18 protein-coding genes are annotated in these 16,715 nt (G+C 55.3%); 9 read left to right on the top strand and 9 right to left on the bottom strand.

The features are described 5' to 3' along the window. The first annotated feature begins 65 nt into the window (after positions 1-65). The 4 genes from yihX to fabY are packed head-to-tail and all read left to right on the top strand — an operon-like array spanning position 66 to position 2,939. The gene (gene yihX, locus GUC22_RS26820; RefSeq protein ID WP_024360709.1) at positions 66-665 is read left to right on the top strand and encodes a glucose-1-phosphatase; all 600 of its coding nucleotides are present in this window, start codon (positions 66-68) and stop codon (positions 663-665) included. After that, the gene (locus GUC22_RS26815) at positions 659-1,519 is read left to right on the top strand and encodes a virulence factor BrkB family protein (protein ID WP_024360708.1); all 861 of its coding nucleotides are present in this window, start codon (positions 659-661) and stop codon (positions 1,517-1,519) included. Before yihX ends, GUC22_RS26815 begins: the two co-directional genes overlap by 7 nt. After that, positions 1,516-1,953: a D-aminoacyl-tRNA deacylase gene (gene dtd, locus GUC22_RS26810; protein WP_004132870.1), complete on the top strand. Its 438-nt coding sequence runs from the start codon at positions 1,516-1,518 to the stop codon at positions 1,951-1,953. The genes GUC22_RS26815 and dtd overlap by 4 nt, the downstream gene beginning before the upstream one ends. Before the next feature lie 44 nt (positions 1,954-1,997). Beyond that, positions 1,998-2,939 carry a fatty acid biosynthesis protein FabY gene (gene fabY / locus GUC22_RS26805; protein WP_004127112.1) on the top strand — a complete coding sequence of 314 codons (942 nt, stop codon included), beginning with the start codon at positions 1,998-2,000 and terminating at the stop codon, positions 2,937-2,939. Between the two features lie 17 nt (positions 2,940-2,956). Here fabY and GUC22_RS26800 read toward each other — a convergent pair whose 3' ends face one another. Then, positions 2,957-3,874 (bottom strand): alpha/beta hydrolase, encoded by a 918-nt coding sequence (locus GUC22_RS26800; protein ID WP_024360706.1) that lies wholly within the window; start codon positions 3,872-3,874, stop codon positions 2,957-2,959. Positions 3,875-4,079: 205 nt separating this feature from the next. Between GUC22_RS26800 and GUC22_RS26795 the strand changes: the two genes are divergently transcribed. Together GUC22_RS26795 and GUC22_RS26790 are read left to right on the top strand one after the other, a co-directional pair. Next, a complete protein-coding gene (locus tag GUC22_RS26795; protein WP_077265771.1) occupies positions 4,080-4,319 on the top strand; it encodes a CopG family transcriptional regulator in 240 nt (79 codons plus the stop codon). Continuing rightward, the gene (locus GUC22_RS26790) at positions 4,316-4,690 is read left to right on the top strand and encodes a type II toxin-antitoxin system VapC family toxin (protein ID WP_098363641.1); all 375 of its coding nucleotides are present in this window, start codon (positions 4,316-4,318) and stop codon (positions 4,688-4,690) included. Before GUC22_RS26795 ends, GUC22_RS26790 begins: the two co-directional genes overlap by 4 nt. Before the next feature lie 37 nt (positions 4,691-4,727). Here GUC22_RS26790 and fdhE read toward each other — a convergent pair whose 3' ends face one another. The 4 genes from fdhE to fdnG all read right to left on the bottom strand — a co-directional run bounded on the left by fdhE (position 4,728) and on the right by fdnG (position 10,598). Next, entirely contained in the window at positions 4,728-5,657 is a 930-nt protein-coding gene (gene fdhE / locus GUC22_RS26785; protein ID WP_004132861.1) for a formate dehydrogenase accessory protein FdhE, read from the bottom strand. Positions 5,658-6,000: 343 nt separating this feature from the next. Continuing rightward, a complete protein-coding gene (fdoI, locus tag GUC22_RS26780) occupies positions 6,001-6,636 on the bottom strand; it encodes a formate dehydrogenase cytochrome b556 subunit (protein WP_004132860.1) in 636 nt (211 codons plus the stop codon). Next, positions 6,633-7,535: a formate dehydrogenase subunit beta gene (gene fdxH / locus GUC22_RS26775; protein WP_004122548.1), complete on the bottom strand. Its 903-nt coding sequence runs from the start codon at positions 7,533-7,535 to the stop codon at positions 6,633-6,635. Before fdxH ends, fdoI begins: the two co-directional genes overlap by 4 nt. A 12-nt stretch (positions 7,536-7,547) precedes the next feature. After that, positions 7,548-10,598 (bottom strand): formate dehydrogenase-N subunit alpha, encoded by a 3,051-nt coding sequence (gene fdnG / locus GUC22_RS26770; RefSeq protein WP_154949137.1) that lies wholly within the window; start codon positions 10,596-10,598, stop codon positions 7,548-7,550. Between the two features lie 156 nt (positions 10,599-10,754). Here fdnG and fdhD point away from each other — a divergent pair, with 156 nt between their 5' ends. The 3 genes from fdhD (at position 10,755) to GUC22_RS26755 (ending at position 13,588) form a co-directional block, all read left to right on the top strand. Continuing rightward, entirely contained in the window at positions 10,755-11,591 is an 837-nt protein-coding gene (gene fdhD / locus GUC22_RS26765; protein WP_004132858.1) for a formate dehydrogenase accessory sulfurtransferase FdhD, read from the top strand. Positions 11,592-11,719: 128 nt separating this feature from the next. Beyond that, positions 11,720-11,932 (top strand): YdgH/BhsA/McbA-like domain containing protein, encoded by a 213-nt coding sequence (locus tag GUC22_RS26760; RefSeq protein WP_004127125.1) that lies wholly within the window; start codon positions 11,720-11,722, stop codon positions 11,930-11,932. Between the two features lie 144 nt (positions 11,933-12,076). Beyond that, positions 12,077-13,588, top strand: a complete 1,512-nt coding sequence (locus GUC22_RS26755; protein ID WP_064362657.1) for a glycoside hydrolase 43 family protein — start codon at positions 12,077-12,079, stop codon at positions 13,586-13,588. 48 nt (positions 13,589-13,636) lie between these two features. Here the strand turns inward: GUC22_RS26755 and GUC22_RS26750 are convergent, their stop codons facing one another. The 4 genes from GUC22_RS26750 to GUC22_RS26735 form a co-directional block, all read right to left on the bottom strand. After that, the gene (locus GUC22_RS26750) at positions 13,637-14,335 is read right to left on the bottom strand and encodes an oligogalacturonate-specific porin KdgM family protein (protein ID WP_049088281.1); all 699 of its coding nucleotides are present in this window, start codon (positions 14,333-14,335) and stop codon (positions 13,637-13,639) included. A gap of 223 nt (positions 14,336-14,558) precedes the next feature. Continuing rightward, complete coding sequence (locus tag GUC22_RS26745; protein WP_160183870.1) at positions 14,559-15,401, bottom strand: PTS system mannose/fructose/sorbose family transporter subunit IID; 843 nt, start codon at positions 15,399-15,401, stop codon at positions 14,559-14,561. Beyond that, positions 15,394-16,197, bottom strand: a complete 804-nt coding sequence (locus GUC22_RS26740) for a PTS mannose/fructose/sorbose/N-acetylgalactosamine transporter subunit IIC (protein WP_004132855.1) — start codon at positions 16,195-16,197, stop codon at positions 15,394-15,396. The genes GUC22_RS26745 and GUC22_RS26740 overlap by 8 nt, the downstream gene beginning before the upstream one ends. A gap of 11 nt (positions 16,198-16,208) precedes the next feature. Continuing rightward, on the bottom strand, positions 16,209-16,706 hold the full coding sequence (locus tag GUC22_RS26735; protein WP_049085939.1) for a PTS system mannose/fructose/N-acetylgalactosamine-transporter subunit IIB: 498 nt from the start codon (positions 16,704-16,706) through the stop codon (positions 16,209-16,211). Positions 16,707-16,715: the final 9 nt, after the last annotated feature.

The raw sequence follows: 16,715 nt of genomic DNA, 5'->3' as shown, positions 1-16,715 counted from the left end.
CTTGAATAGTCAAACCTCTCCTTTCCCGCTACAGTTAATTTTCCACGGTGCAAAAGGAGAGGACCATGCTCTATATCTTTGATTTAGGTAATGTGATTGTCGATATTGACTTCAACCGGGTGCTCGGGACGTGGAGCGATTTAACGCGAATTCCCCTTGCGACGCTGCAGCAGCATTTCACCATGGGCGAAGCGTTCCACCAGCACGAGCGCGGTGAAATCAGCGATGAAGATTTTGCGGCGGCGATGTGCCACGAAATGAATATGTCGCTTAGCTACGAGCAGTTCTCCCACGGCTGGCAGGCGGTTTTTGTCGCCCTCCGCCCGGAGGTTATCGCGATTATGCAAAAATTACGCGAGCAGGGGCATCGGGTCGTGGTTCTGTCCAACACTAACCGCCTGCATACCACCTTCTGGCCGGATGAGTACCCCGAGATACGCGCCGTGGCTGACCATATCTATCTTTCTCAGGAAATGGGGATGCGTAAACCCGAAGCGCGGATCTATCAGAGCGTCCTTGAAGCGGAAGGTTTTTCCGCTGACGATACGGTCTTCTTCGATGATAACGCGGATAATATTGCCGGGGCTAACCAGCTTGGCATTACCAGCATTCTGGTGACCGGGAAGGAAACCATCCCCAACTATTTTGCTAAACAGCTATGCTAAAAACCGTTCATCAAAAAACCACGCGCCATCTGCGACCGCTGGTGGCGTGGCTCAAGCTGCTATGGCGGCGTATTGATGAAGATAATATGACGACACTGGCGGGGAATCTTGCCTATGTGTCGTTACTCTCCCTTGTGCCGCTTATTGCCATTGTTTTCGCGCTGTTCGCGGCATTTCCGATGTTTTCTGATGTCAGTATCCAGATTCGCCACTTTATCTTCGCCAATTTCATCCCGGCAACCGGCGATGTCATTCAGGGCTACATTGAGCAGTTTGTCGCTAACTCCAGCCGAATGACCGCCGTGGGCGCTTTCGGCCTGATTGTGACATCGCTGCTGTTGATGTACTCCATTGATAGCGCGTTGAACACCATCTGGCGCAGTACCCGCACCCGACCAAAAACCTACTCCTTTGCCGTTTACTGGATGATCCTCACCCTGGGACCGCTGCTGGCGGGCGCCAGCCTTGCGATCAGCTCCTATCTCCTGTCGTTACGCTGGGCCAGCGACCTGAATAGCGTGATTGACGATGTGCTGCGTATTTTTCCGCTCATTTTATCCTGGGTGGCATTCTGGCTGCTTTACAGCATTGTGCCGACGGCCGAGGTGCGTAACCGCGATGCGATAATCGGTTCCCTGGTCGCTGCGCTGCTCTTTGAAGCGGGTAAGAAAGCTTTTGCTTTATATATCACCGCGTTCCCGTCATATCAGTTGATTTATGGCGTGCTCGCCGTGGTGCCTATTTTGTTTGTCTGGGTGTACTGGACGTGGTGTATCGTCTTGCTTGGCGCTGAAATTACTGTCACTCTCGGTGAATACCGCAAACTGAAAAAAGAAGAAACAGAACAATCATGATTGCATTAATTCAACGCGTATCCCGAGCTAGCGTTACCGTGGAGGGTGAAGTGACGGGCGAAATCGGCCCCGGGCTTCTGGTGCTGTTAGGCGTCGAGAGAGACGATGATGAGCAAAAGGCGAACCGCCTGTGCGAGCGCGTGTTGGGATACCGTATTTTTAGCGATGCTGAAGGCAAAATGAATCTGAACGTGCAGCAGGCTGGCGGCAGCGTGCTGGTGGTTTCACAGTTTACGCTGGCAGCGGATACCGAGCGCGGGATGCGCCCTGGATTTTCGAAAGGGGCTGCGCCGGATAAAGCGGAAGCGCTGTACGCGTATTTCGTTGAGCGCTGCCGCGAGCAGAAAATGAATACGCAGACCGGGAGATTTGCTGCCGATATGCAGGTTTCTCTGGTGAATGATGGTCCCGTAACCTTTTGGTTGCAGGTATGAGCCAGCTTCCGGGCAGGCTGCGGGTAACAAAAGAGAGTACAGCTATGTATCACCTTCGTGTACCGCAAACAGAAGAAGAGTTAGAGAGCTACTACCAGTTCCGCTGGGAGATGCTGCGTAAGCCGCTGCATCAGCCGAAAGGGTCCGAGCGCGATGCGTGGGATGCGATGGCGCACCATCAAATGGTGGTCGATGAAGAGGGTAATCTGGTTGCCGTCGGGCGGCTGTATGTGAATGCGGAAAACGAAGCCTCTATCCGTTTTATGGCCGTTCATCCGTCAGTGCAGGATAAAGGGCTGGGTACCCTGATGGCGATGACGCTGGAGTCCGTCGCCCGCCAGGAAGGCGTTAAGCGCGTGACCTGTAGCGCCCGCGAAGACGCGGTGGAGTTCTTTGCGAAGCTCGGTTTTGTGAACCAGGGAGAAATCACCACGCCGACGACCACGCCGATCCGTCATTTTCTGATGATTAAGCCAATAGCCTCGCTGGATGATATTTTACATCGCGGCGACTGGTGCGCTCAGCTGCAGCAGGCCTGGTATCAGCATATCCCTCTCAGCGAGAAAATGGGCGTGCGCATCCAGCAGTATACCGGGCAAAAATTCATCACCACCATGCCGGAAGCCGGTAACCAGAACCCACACCATACCCTGTTTGCCGGCAGCCTGTTTTCTCAGGCAACGTTAACCGGCTGGGGGCTTATCTGGCTGATGCTGCGCGAGCGGCATCTTGGCGGCACAATTATTCTTGCCGATGCGCATATCCGCTACAGCCAGCCCATTAGCGGACGCCCAAGCGCCGTTGCCGATCTCGGTTCGTTAAGCGGCGATCTTGACCGGCTGGCGCGCGGGCGTAAAGCGCGCGTTCAGCTGCAGGTTGAACTGTTTGGCGACGATCGGCTTGGCGCGGTTTTTGAGGGTATCTATATTGTTCTTCCCGCGAAGCCGTTTGGCCCGTATGAAGAGGGCGGTAACGAAGAGGAGTAGCCTCCCTTTATACCGGTCTATTGGCCTGGTGACTTCACCCGCCAGGCGATATCCCTCATCGCGCTTCCGGCCGCCGGGCTGATGCCGCCCAGTTGAAAGAAGCCGTGGATCACCCCGAGATAGCGCTGACAGGTACAGTCAACGCCCTGCTCAAGCAGGCGCTGGTAAAGCGCTTCGCCTTCATCACGCAAAGGGTCGTATTCTGCCGTCAGAATATGTACCGGCGGTAATCCGTTAAAGTCTTTACGCCATAGCGGGCTGGCTTCCGGATGATGGAGTTCCGTCGCTGAAAGGTACATTTCATAGCCACTGAGCAGGGTATCTTCGGTGATGATGTAATCTTTACCGTTATCGATATAGCTCTTCATGCTGGCGGTGGCATCCAGCATCGGGTAAATCAAAACCAGCTGTGCGGGTTGCCAGGCCTGCGTGGTTTTGAGTCGCAGGGCGGTCACTAATGCCAGATGTCCTCCGGCGCTGTCGCCAGCCAGCGTAATACGGGAAGCATCGATGCCCAGCTGCCCGGCGTGGCGGTGAATAATCAGCGCGCCTTTTTCGGCATCATCATGGGCGGCAGGAAAAGTATGCTCCGGCGCCAGCCGATATTGCACGGCGATAACGCGACAGCCGCTGTGGTACGCCAGCTGGCGGAGCTGATGGTCATGCGTGGCGAAACCGCCGCTGATAAAGCAGCCACCGTGGAAATAGATAACGGCAGGCAGCGCGCCAGTCGCATTGAGGGGAGAGACCACGCGAAAAAACATGCCCTCGAGTTCGATGTCCTCTACCCACACGCGGTTTTCTTGTTCCCCGGCTAACACGGCACTGGCGACATAACCGTTTCTCCGGTCATCAATATTCTGTTCGCGCGATGAGGGGCGACCTGCATCGATAAATTCCCGCACCAGCTCTGCAATACCTTTTTCAAGCGCCATTTTTTAATCCCTTAACCTGTTTGGATATCCAGTCTTATAGCCTGATTTTTAACAAAAGAAAATGGGCGATTTGGGTTGCGAAACGATTGTGGAAAGCGGCTCGCAAAAGTGAAACTCATTGCTGACGGGGCTTTCCCCCCACCAACTGCAGGTGTATGTTGTTTGAAAATTCATCGTCAATGATATACTGGAGGTATATGTGAGTATGATGACGGGAACGAATATGGGCAGAATACTACTCGACTTATCGGATGACGTTATTAAACGTCTTGAAGACCTCAAACAGCAGCGCAATCTTCCTCGAGCGGAACTGTTACGCGAGGCGGTTGAACAGTACCTGGAAAGACAAGCTGACACCACTATTTCCAATGCGCTGGGGATTTGGCAAGGCTGTGAGGAAGAGGGAGTTGAATTCGAAAGGAAACTCCGCGAGGAGTGGCAATGATTAAAGGCCCGGCGCTGTTTGATACTAATATTCTCATCGATTTATTCAGCGGTCGCGTTGAAGCGAAACAGGTTCTGGAGGCTTATCCGCCACAGAATGCGATTAGCCTCATCACGTGGACGGAAGTAATGGTGGGGGCGAAAAAGTATCATCAGGAACACCGCACGCGTATTGCACTGAGCGCGTTTAATATTATCGATATTTCACAGGATATTGCTGAACGAAGCGTCAATCTCAGGAAGGAGTATGGGATGAAGCTGCCGGATGCCATCATACTGGCGACAGCGCAAATACATCGTTATGAACTGGTCACGCGCAATACCAAAGATTTTTTCGGGATACCCGGAGTGATTACGCCTTATCATTTGTAAGCCGGGCGGCAGGCGCCGCCCGACATGATGCCAGCCGTTATTCCCCTTCGCCAGGGAACAGGAACGGGTTAATGGAGCTGCGGGCGAAGCCCTCTTGTTCCATCCGTGCGTCCAGCACCAGCGAGGCGAGGTCGTCGGCGACGGCTTCCACTTTTGGGTCTTTTTCCTGATAGAGAATCTTCAGGTAGGTACCGCAGTCGCCGCAGGTTTCGGCTTTAATCGCCGACTGCTCGTTATCTAATGACCAGTAGTGCAGATCGCGCGTTTGTTCGCAGTTGCTGCACTTCACGCGCACCACATGCCACTCGGTTTCGCAAAGGTTGCAGTGCAGATAGCGCAGGCCCTGAGTGGTGCCAATTTGCACCATGCTGGAGACCGGCATCGAGCCGCAAACCGGGCAGAACTGACGCTGTTCACCGTATTCAGCGCGGGCTTTTCCGGGGATCAGGCTGGCCATCTGCGCCCAATAGAGCGAGAGCGCGGCCCAGATAAACGGCGCTTTATCGCTGCTGACAGAGGCAAAATCGGACGCAAACAGCGCGCTTGCCATCAGTTCCAGCTCCTGTTCGGAGGCTTTTTCCAGATTCTCGATGACCGCCAGCGCCGGGCCGCTCATCTCCGGCTTCAGTTCGGCAATCAGCGAATGCAGCAGCTTGTGCCAGTGCTTATCGCGCGGCAAAACGTGGATATCCAGCGGCGGCTTACCCTGGTCGTTCGCTTCTTTGATGCGCGCGGTGAGATCCATCTGCAGCGGATGGTCGTACAGCACCACTTCCTGCGCGTGGGCGATAAGTGCGGCAAAGCGCAGGTAATCGCCCAGCGGGTTATTTTCAGCCAGTTCGCGCAGGCGTTCGGCGCGACGGTTATATAAATTTTTGAGCCGGGGAAACAACAACGGCGGAATCATATCCGTCGCGCGTTTCTCGCTCTTTTCCAGCTCATCTTGCGGGATGATACGAATGCTCATTCTGTTACTTCCTGGTTTCAGCAGATTCGGCGATGGTCGCGTCCGCTCTGTGATTTGGCGGGCATCACGCGCCCGCTCTGGTGAATGTCATTAATGATAACCGCAATCGGCGTACGGGATATACCCATGACATCGCAATGTGTGCGTTACGATACCTGATATCGATATCCCAGACTATGCACCGTTAGGATTAGCTATCCTGCGCCATGGCTTGAGCGAACCGGGAAACGTGCCGCTCCCGCCTGCGGCGCACTATGGTTAATGTTGTCAAAACAGCGCGTTATCCGCAAAAAAATGGCGTCGATATACGACGCCATTTCAGAGACGAACAAAGCGCTCGGGCCTACGACTGGCGCTTATCCTGCTTTTCGCGGACTTCACGGTACCAGCGCGGATGATGCTTCTTCGCCCAGGTCTTCGTCACCCAGCCTTCCACCATCGCGGTAATGGTGCCTTTCACCCACAGCGCGGCGTAAATATGCACCATGATCACCACGATCAGCGCGACCGCCGAGAAGGAGTGCAGCATCAGCGCGACGCGGATAACCGGGATGGAGAAGGCCGGCGCAAAGTACGGACGCCAGATAATCACCCCGCTCACCAGCAGCAGCACCAGGAAGATAATCGCCGCCCAGAACACGCACTTCTGGCCGAAGTTATAGCGCCCGGTGTCGCCCACTTCCTCGTTGACCACAATCTTGCGAATGTTCTTCGCCCAGAAAATATCGTCCCGGTTGATCAGGTTATGGTGCCAGTAGCGGAAGAACATGATGATGAACGAGGCAAACATAATCACGCCCACGAACGGGTGCAGAATACGCGCCAGCTGCGGGGTGCCCATGATGTGCATCAGCCAGTTGAAGGACGGGAAGAAAAAGCCCAGCCCGCTCACCGCCGCCAGCACGAAGCAGAAGGCGGTGACCCAGTGGTTGATGCGTTCCGGCGCGGTGTAGCGCACGATGGTGTCACGTCTTTTCATTTGCGCACCTCGTCTTTCTCTTCATCCAGATTGTCCTCTTCCTCTTCCGCGCGGTTCGGACCGACGCCGACGTAGTGGAAGATGCTGGCGGCGAAAGTGGCCGCAAAGCCGACCGCCGCGAGAGGCTTCCAGATCCCTTTCCAGAACTTAACCGTGGCGCTGATTTCCGGGTTCTCCGGCAGGCCGTGGTACAGGTTCGGCTTGTCGGCGTGGTGCAGCACGTACATCACGTGCGTGCCGCCAACGCCGGCCGGATCGTACAGCCCCGCGTTGTCGTAACCGCGGGTTTTCAGCTCGGCGACGCGCTCGCCAGCCAGCGTTTTCATCTCCTCTTTGGAGCCGAAGTGGATAGCGCCGGTCGGGCAGGTTTTCACGCACGCCGGCTCCTGGCCAACGTTAACGCGGTCGACGCACAGCGTACATTTGTAGACGCGGTTATCTTCCGGGTTCAGGCGCGGCACGTTGAACGGGCAGCCGGCGATGCAGTAGCCGCAGCCGATGCACTGCTCGGACTGGAAGTCGACGATGCCGTTGGCGTACTGGATGATCGCCCCTTCCGCCGGGCAGGCCTTCAGGCAGCCCGGGTCGGCGCAGTGCATACAGCCATCCTTGCGGATGAGCCACTCCAGTTTGTCGTTCTGCTCCACTTCCGAGAAGCGCATCACGGTCCAGGATTTGGCGGTCAGGTCGGCGGGGTTATCGTACACCCCGACGTTGTGACCGACTTCATCCCGGATGTCGTTCCACTCGGAACAGGCCACCTGACAGGCTTTACAGCCGATACAGGTGGTGACGTCGATAAGCTTCGCCACCTCTTCCTGGTGGTCCCGCGCGCGGGGCGCGGGGGTGAAGCCGTTAGTCGCGGAACGACGGATAATGTCTTGCGATTGATAAGCCATAATTCGTCTCCGTTACGCCTTTTCCACGTTCACGAGGAAAGCCTTGAACTCCGGCGTCTGCGTGTTCGCATCACCGACAAACGGCGTCAGGGTATTGGCGATAAACCCTTTCTTCGCCACGCCTTCGTAGCCCCAGTGAATCGGAATACCGATAGTATCGATATCCTTACCGTCCGCTTTCAGCGTGCGAATACGCTTGGTTACCACCGCCTTGGCTTTGATATAACCGCGGTTAGAGGAGACCTTCACGGTATCGCCATGGGCGATGCCGAGCTTGTTGGCCAGCTTCTCGCCGATCTCCACGAACTGTTCCGGCTGCGCGATGGCGTTAAGCAGCGCGTGCTTGGTCCAGTAGTGGAAGTGCTCGGTCAGACGGTAAGTGGTGCCGACGTAAGGGAATTTATCCGCTTTGCCCATCTGCTCAAGGTCGCCTTTAAAGACGCGCGCGGCCGGGTTCGAGACCACGTTCGGGTGCAGCGGGTTAGTGCCCAGCGGCGTTTCAAACGGCTCGTAGTGTTCCGGGAACGGCCCTTCCGCCATCTTATCGATAGCGAACAGACGCCCCATTCCTTCCGGCTGCATGATAAACGGCCCGACATCGCTGTCCGGCGCCGCGGCGCTGTAGTCCGCAATATCCACGCCGCCCCACTTCGCGCCATCCCATTTCAGGAGCTGGCGCTTCGGATCCCACGGTTTACCCGCCGGGTCCGCGGAGGCGCGGTTATACAGAATGCGGCGGTTGAGCGGCCACGCCCATGCCCAGCCCAGCGTATTGCCCAGGCCCGACGGGTCGGCGTTATCGCGACGCGCCATCTGGTTGCCGTCCGGCGTCCAGCTACCGGCGAAGATCCAACAGCCGCTGGAGGTGGTGCCGTCATCGCGCAGCTGCGCAAACGAGCTGAGCTGCTGGCCTTTCTTGACGATCACCGCCCCGGTTGCCGGGTCGGTAATATCTGCCAGCGCCTTACCGTTGCTTTCCATCGCGACTTCTTCTGATGCCGGTTCATGCGGTGTGGCGTAGTTCCACGTCATGTTCAGCACCGGTTCCGGCGCCGGTCCGCCCTGTTCGGCGTACATCTTGCGCAGGCGTAAGAAGATGCCGGCGAGGATCTCACCGTCGGTGGTCGCAATCCCCGGGGCGTCCGCGCCTTTCCAGTGCCACTGCAGCCAGCGGCCGGAGTTGACGATAGAACCGTTCTCTTCGGCGAAGCAGGTGGACGGCAGGCGGAACACTTCGGTCTGGATTTTCGTCGGATCGACGTCGTTCGACTCCCCGTGGTTTTGCCAGAAGGTGGAGGTTTCGGTGTTGAGCGGGTCGATGGTCACCAGGAACTTCAGCTTCGACAGCGACGCGACAACCTTGTTTTTGTTCGGGAACGAGGCTACCGGGTTAAAGCCCTGGCAGATATAGCCGTTCACTTTACCCTGGTTCATCATCTCGAAGTATTGCAGGACGTCGTAGCCCTTATCCCACTTCGGCAGCCAGTCAAAGCCCCAGCTGTTTTCCGCCGTCGCTTTATCGCCAAAGAAGGCCTTCATCATCGAGACGAAGAATTTCGGGTAGTTACCCCAGTAGTTCACCTGGCCCTTCAACAGCGGTTTCGGCGTGTTGGCGGCGAGGTAGGTTTGCAGGTCAGTCTGTTTCTCGCTCGGCAGCGTCATATAGCCTGGCAAGCTCTGCGACAGCAGTCCCAGGTCGGTGAGACCCTGAATATTGGAGTGGCCGCGCAGGGCGTTTACGCCGCCGCCCGCCATGCCCATATTGCCGAGCAGCAGCTGGATCATCGCCATGGTGCGGATGTTCTGCGCGCCGATGGAGTGCTGCGTCCAGCCCAGCGCGTAGAGGAACGACGCGGTTTTATCGTGCGCGCTGGTTTCCGCGATGTATTCACAGACTTTGAGGAAGTCGGCTTTTGGCGTCCCGCAGATGTTTTCGACAACTTCCGGCGTATAGCGGGAAACGTGCTGCTTCAGCAGGTTCCAGACGCAGCGCGGATGCTGCAGCGTGGTATCGCGTTTGGCAAAGCCGTTTTCATCCAGCTCATAGTTCCAGGACGTTTTATCGTACTTGCGGGCTTCGGCGTCGTAGCCGCTGAACAGACCGTCTTCAAAGCTGTAATCTTCACGCACAATCAGGCTGGCGTTGGTATAGGCTTCAGTATATTCACGGTTAATTTTTTCGTTGTTCAACAGGTACAGGATAACGCCTGACAGGAAGGTAATGTCAGTACCGGAACGAATTGGGGTATAGAAATCAGCCACCGCCGCGGTACGCGTAAAGCGCGGATCGATCACAATCAGCTTCGCGCCGTTGTGAATCTTGGCTTCCATCGCCCAGCGGAACCCAACCGGGTGTGCTTCAGCGGCGTTGCCGCCCATCACCACCACGAGATTGGCGTTCTTGATGTCGACCCAGTGGTTGGTCATCGCACCGCGACCAAATGTTGGAGCAAGACTTGCTACCGTTGGTCCGTGTCAGACGCGCGCCTGGTTGTCGACCGCGAGCATACCGAGCGCGCGGGTAAATTTCTGGGTTAAATAACCGGTTTCGTTACTGGAGGCGGAGGCGCACAGCATGCCGGTGGTCAGCCAGCGGTTGACGGTAGTGCCTTCGCTATTCTGCGCGATAAAGTTGGCGTCGCGGTCTTCTTTCATCAGCTTAGCGATACGGTCGAACGCTTCATCCCAGCTGATTTGCTGCCATTTATCAGAGCCTGGCGCGCGGTATTCCGGGAATTTCAGACGGCTTTCGGAGTGGATAAAGTCCACCAGACCGGCCCCTTTAGGGCAGAGCGCACCACGGTTGACCGGGTGGTCCGGGTCACCTTCGATATGGAAGATAGACGCTTTGGCGTTTTTCGCGCCGTCGCCGAGGCTGTACATCAACAGCCCACAGCCGACGGAACAATAAGTGCAGGTGTTACGGGTTTCGCGGGTGCGCAGCAGCTTATACTGCCGTGTTTCCGCGAGCGCTAAACCGGGCGCAAAGCCCAGCGCCGCTGCCGTGGTTCCTGCCATACCGCCAGCGCAGATCTTAAAGAACTGCCTTCTGCTGACCTGCATGGTTCGCTCCTTGTTTCGACATTGTCACATATAGTTATTTGCTTTGCGGTAAGGGCCGCAAAGGTTCAGAATTAGGGGTAATTTCCCTCGTTCCCGAAGGGATATAAACAGAATACCACATTGTGTGTATGCCTGTTCCAATACGGTTAAGACAAAGTGAACAAGAAGCCTCTTGAACAAATTGAAAATGTGACAGATATCACAGGTTATCGCCAGGTATCGCTCTGGAAGCGCCAAAATTTGCAACATCCTCAGCCAGACGAGTTAGCTGAAGAGGTACCCGTTGCGCTGGTCTATAACGGCATCTCGCACGTGGTGATGATGGCGACGCCGAAAGACCTGGCGCAGTTCGCCGTGGGCTTTTCCTTATCCGAAGGGATTATCGAAAACCGGGGCGAGATTTATGGTATGGACGTCCTTCAGGCCTGTAACGGCCTTGAAGTGCAAATCGAACTCTCCAGCCGCCGCTTTATGGGGCTGAAAGAGCGCCGTCGCGCGCTGGCCGGGCGCACCGGCTGCGGCGTATGCGGCGTTGAGCAGCTCAACGATATCGGCAAGCCCGTGCAGCCGCTGCCTTTTACCCAGACGTTCGATCTGGCGAATCTCGATCGCGCGCTGGCGCACCTGCATGATTTTCAGCCGATAGGCCGCCTTACTGGCTGTACTCACGCCGCGGCCTGGGTGCGCCCTTCCGGGGATCTCGCGGGCGGTCACGAAGATGTTGGTCGCCACGTGGCGCTGGACAAACTCCTGGGACACCGAGCGGAGTCAGAAGGCGCCTGGCAGAACGGCGCGGCACTCGTCTCCAGCCGAGCCAGCTATGAGATGGTGCAAAAGGCGGCCATGTGCGGGGTGGAAATCCTTTTTGCGGTCTCTGCCGCCACCACGCTGGCGGTTGACGTCGCTGAGCGCTGCAACCTGACGCTGGTGGGATTCTGCAAGCCGGGCAGGGCGACCGTTTACACGCATCCGCAGCGGTTAATCGCGGGTTAAATTTAAGTCAATTTTTTTGAATGATGACAACAAATCCTTCCGCTTTTTGTTTGGCGGTGTGCGAGCTACTATTTATCACATCAAGGCACGGCGCCTTATTCAAACAACTAACGTAAAGGGTTTATATCATGAAAAGCATCAAAACTTTTGTCGCAGTTATCGCTCTGGCCGCTTCTTTTGGTTCCTTCGCTGCGGAAACCGTGACCGCAACCGCCGCAACGATGGACGGTGCAGAAGCGAAAATCGCCGCTCAGGCCCAGGCCGCAGGCGCATCGTCTTACAAAATTACCGAAGCGTTTACCGGTAACCGCGTGCACATGACTGCGGAACTGAATAAATAAGCGTAAAGCTACTGTCGAAAGAGCGCCCAAGGGGCGCTTTTTTTGTGTCTACAGAAATATTTATTTCATTGTTAATTAAGTGTTTTTATTCGATGGTCCGCTTATTGCAACGCGATGAACAGTCGACAATAAAAGGTCCCCGCTATGCCGCTGTTCTATCAAAACCCCGTGATTCATGCCGATTATGCCGATCCCGATGTCATTCGCACAGGCGATGATTTCTGGATGGTGGCTTCCAGTTTCCATCAATTGCCTGGCTTACCGCTTCTCCACTCACGCGATCTCATCCATTGGCAAATCGTTAACCATATTGTTAAACGCCTGCCTTCGCCGGAATATGACAGCGTTCAGCCGGGAAAGGGGATTTGGGCGCCCTCCATTCGTTTTCATGATGGCCAGTTTTGGGTTTTCTACAGTTTGCCCGACGAGGGTATTTTTGTTTCCCACGCCCGGGATCCGTTAGGCGAGTGGAGCGAACCCTATTGTCTGAACGCCTCCCCCGGCTGGATAGACCCTTGTCCGTTCTGGGACGATGATGGGCGAGCCTGGCTGATTCACGCCTTTGCTTTTAGCCGCAGCGGGGTGAAAAATAAGCTCCAGCTTTTTGAAATGGCGCCGGATGCATCCCGGCTGTTGGATAACGGCCGGATCGTTGTTGACGGAACGCCCTCGCATCCCACTCTGGAAGGCCCCAAGCTGTATAAGCGTAACGGCGAATACTGGATATTCGCCCCGGCCGGCGGCGTCAAGCGAGGCTGGCAAACGGTCATGCGCGCCCCGACGCTATCTGGTCCATGGCAAAGTCGCGATGTCCTGCACCAGGGGAATTCGCCGATAAATGGTCCTCATCAGGGGGCATGGGTTGAACTGGAGAATGGTGAAAACTGGTTTTTCCACTTTCAGGACAAAGGCGTGTATGGCCGGATAGTGCATCTTCAGCCGCTTTGCTGGGGCGCTGACGGCTGGCCGCAAATTGGCCAGAGGCTTAATGACACCGGTAAAGGCCAGCCCGTCAGCCTGCATCGTTTACCCGCATTGCCCGTTGCGCCGTGCTGTTTACAGACCAGCGACGATTTCCGGCACGGCCAGCCCGGTGTTCAATGGCAATGGCAGGCAAACCCCCAGCGCCACTGGCTCACGCCTCATCAGCAAGGGCTACGCTTGCGCTGCGCGCTAACCTCAGGCGATATCAGCCTGTATCGCTTACCTCAACTGCTGCTGCAAAAGTTTCCCGCTGAACGTTTTGACGTGCAGACCGCGGTTGATCCGATGTTTTCTCAGGATGGCGATGAAGCGGGGATCGCGATTTACGGTCAGCGCTTTGCCGCACTGTGCGTGACGTACCGCGCGGCGAATTTGCAGCTCGCGCTATGCCACGGATGGATAGACGATCGCGGTGAAACGCATCAACAATCCATCGGACTTGAGGAGGTCACCGGTTGCAAGGAGATTGAGCTAGGGTTTCAGGTGGACTATGACGGGGTGGTCCATTTTCGTTATCGGCTTGCGCAGCGTGAATGGCGGCAGGTGACGCCGCAGTTTTCCGCCGGGGCGGGAAAATGGATCGGCGCGCGTATGGGTATTTATGCCCGTGGCGAGCGTGAAAACGTCAAAGGCAGCGCCATATTCTCACCGTTTATCGTGCGTTTGCAGTAAGCCCCGCGGGCGACCCCAGAAGGGCAGCGAAGCTGCCCTTTACGGCGTTTAATCGAAGTAATAGCGAATGCCGAGGCGGAATCGCACCTGATCGTCGTGATTCTGATCCTGATCGAGCCAGGCGACTTCCGCATAGGGGAGCCAGTGTTTATCGACGCGGTAGCGCGCCACAATACTTGGCTCCCAGTGAGTTTTCTGCCCGTTAGAGGCATTGAAGTCGTTTGTGTTGACGAAGAACTCCGGGTTGAGCTGGAGCCACAGTTTCTCGGTCGCCTGGTAATTAAGGTACAGGTCAAACTGATGGCTGTCGTTATAATCCATATAGCCATTGTAATCTCGATCTTTATGGGTCATATGGTTATAGCGATAGCGGCTGCTAAAACTTAAGGTTTTACTGATTTTATAATCGAGACTGATATAAGGAGCCAGCTTTGTTCCTTTATTATCAATATCGGTTAATCCGCCCGGCGTCAGCGTCCATTTTTCATTAAGCGGGATCGGATACCAGCCTTCAAACTCCTGGAACGAGCTTTTCATTTGATTAAAATCTTGTCCGAGGTCATACATTGCTGAGGCCAGCACCCCTGCGCCATTATCAAATATATGACCAAGGCCAATTTTATACTGATTTTTCTCCGAAGCCGTAGTATGCGCGTAGCGATTATCAACCCAGGTTGCCGCGGCAAACGTATTTAGTGTAAAGCAGGACAGCGGTATGCCGATTAAAAGCGTGCGTAATATTTTCATTTTTATTCCTGTAGGATTTATAGAATACCGTCATTCCGATAAAGCAATAAAAGACACTTATTAAATAGCAATTGCTGTGCCAGAATATAAAATCCTTAAAATACATGGAGTTGTTTTTATGTGTTGAGTGTTAATTCGACACTGGTTGGTTTTTTTATTTGCGTCGATACACATCACGAGTAAGAGGACGGCTCCCTTTTATTAAAGGGAGCCAGGGGAAGCGTTAAATTATGCCAATACCCGCAGCGGCAAAGCCAAAGACAATCAGCAGAATTAATACCTTATTCGGGCTAACCTTTTTATTCAGTAGCTTCAGGCAGCCCAGGACTAAAAGCAGAGGAATTAAGCCAACGCAAATTTTGTCGAGGATCTCTTGCAGCACAAAGGGCTGTCCGGCGATGGTGGTTTTAAAGGTAGTGGTGAATTTCACCATGCTGGCGTTCATCGCCCCCACCATCATTAACCCCATAATCGACGAGGCTTTCGTTATACAGCTCAGCAGTCCCGACTGCGTCGCTTCGGCGATATATTTCGAGCCTAAGCGGTAGCCCATCACGCCGCCGTAATAGCGCAGCAGATAGCTGGGAATATTGTAAATCAGCAGGAACAGCAGCGGCCCAAGCGGATTGCCCTGCGACGCCAGGCCAATAGCGATCCCGGTGGCGATAATACGCAGCACGCCGTAGAAAAATGAATCGCCTACCCCGGCAAATGGCCCCATTAAGGCCACTTTGATGCCGTTAATACTCGAGGTATCAAAGTTCGGGTTGGCGGCGTTCTCCTTTTCCATCGACAGCGTCAGGCCCATAATAAAGGGCGCCAGATGCTGGTTGGTATTGAAGAACTGGCTGTTTCGCTTAAGCGATTCAAGATAACGGTGCGGGTCGTTGGCGTAGATTTTCTTCAGCATCGGCGCCAGCGCCCAGCCGTAGCTTAATCCCTCCATGCGGGTGAAGTTCATCGACCCCAGCAGCGGAAACTGGCGGATAAAAAGCTGACGGAAAAGCTTTTTCTCGCTTTTATCATCGGCGTAAGCGCTAATGCCAGGTGTCTGGATATCAGTCATTGAAGAACCCATCCTTATCGTCGACTGAAGCGGGCGCAGCCGCCGTTGCCGTTTGTTTATTCGCTTTAAGTTGATTGAATTCGTTAAAGCACAGATAGACCGCTACCGAGGCCGCGATAATCGCGATCCCCATAATCGGCAGCTGCAAATAAGCCGCCATCGCAAAACCGATAAAAAAGAAGGCGGCGATATTACGGTTCCACAGCGCCTTCAGCAGAATGGCGAACCCGAGAGCCGGGAGAATGCCGCCAACCGCCGTCATGCCGCGCATGACCGTACCCGGAATGCTCTCGACCAGGCTGCGGATGACCTCGGTGCCGAAGAGCACGCCAAAAAAGGCGATCAGGGCGAAGGGGATGCCGTAAAAGAAGGTCATACCGAGCGTCAGACCCAGCGCCGCACGGTCACGCCCTTGTTCCAGTAGCGCATCGTATTTTTCAACCAGAGCGGTATAGACCAGCTTCAGCACCTGATAAACAAACACCGCCAGCAGGCTGATCGGCAGCGCCAGCGCAACGGCCACCGGCGGTTCGGCGTGGGTCAGGATCGTAAAAGCGGTTGCCAGCACCGAACCCACCGCCAGATCGGCAGGAACCGAGCCGCCGATGGTGATGGTGCCAAGGAAAATCAGCTCCAGCGTGGCGCCGATGATAATCCCCTGCTGCAAATCTCCCAGCACCAGACCCACCAGCGCGCCGCAGATGAGCGGGCGTTCGATCAGCGGTTGGCCCAGCGTATGGTCGGCGGTTTTCACCAAAAACATAATGACAGCAACAAGAATTGCGGAAGTTAACATAGCGACCTCGTTTAGCTGGCGGCGTTGCCCAGCATCTCAATCAGGTTTTTTACCGGATGAGAAGGCAGGACCTGGTATTCAACGGCAACGCCGCGGTTGGCGATGGCGTGGAAATCCGCCACATCTTCCGGCGTCACGTAGACGGTATCGCTAATGCGCTTTTTCGCCGCCAGATTGTCGGTGATGCGCCCGAAGTTAGCGACGTTTAACGTTTTTATTCCCGGCACCTGCTCGACAAGCCGACGGGCGTCGGCGGCGTTGTTAACGATCACCATAATTTTCATGGCTTCCGAACGCGGGTCGTTAAGCACATCGCCCGCATCCTTTACCGCCATGATGGCGCACTTTGCGGTATCGGGAGCCGCCATGCGCAGCGACATTTTCTGCACTTCGTTATTCACGATCTGGTCATTGGCGACCAGGATGCGGTTCACGCCCAGATGCTTGGTCCATACCACGGCAACCTGTCCGTGGATTAAACGATCGTCAATACGTACTAAAGAAATCATGGTGTAGCT

It is taken from the genome of Klebsiella sp. MPUS7 (assembly GCF_009905335.1).
Taxonomy (GTDB): Bacteria; Pseudomonadota; Gammaproteobacteria; order Enterobacterales; family Enterobacteriaceae; genus Klebsiella; species Klebsiella grimontii.
The sequence above is the reverse complement of the archived record's forward strand: the minus strand, read 5'-3'. Positions and strand labels throughout refer to the sequence as shown.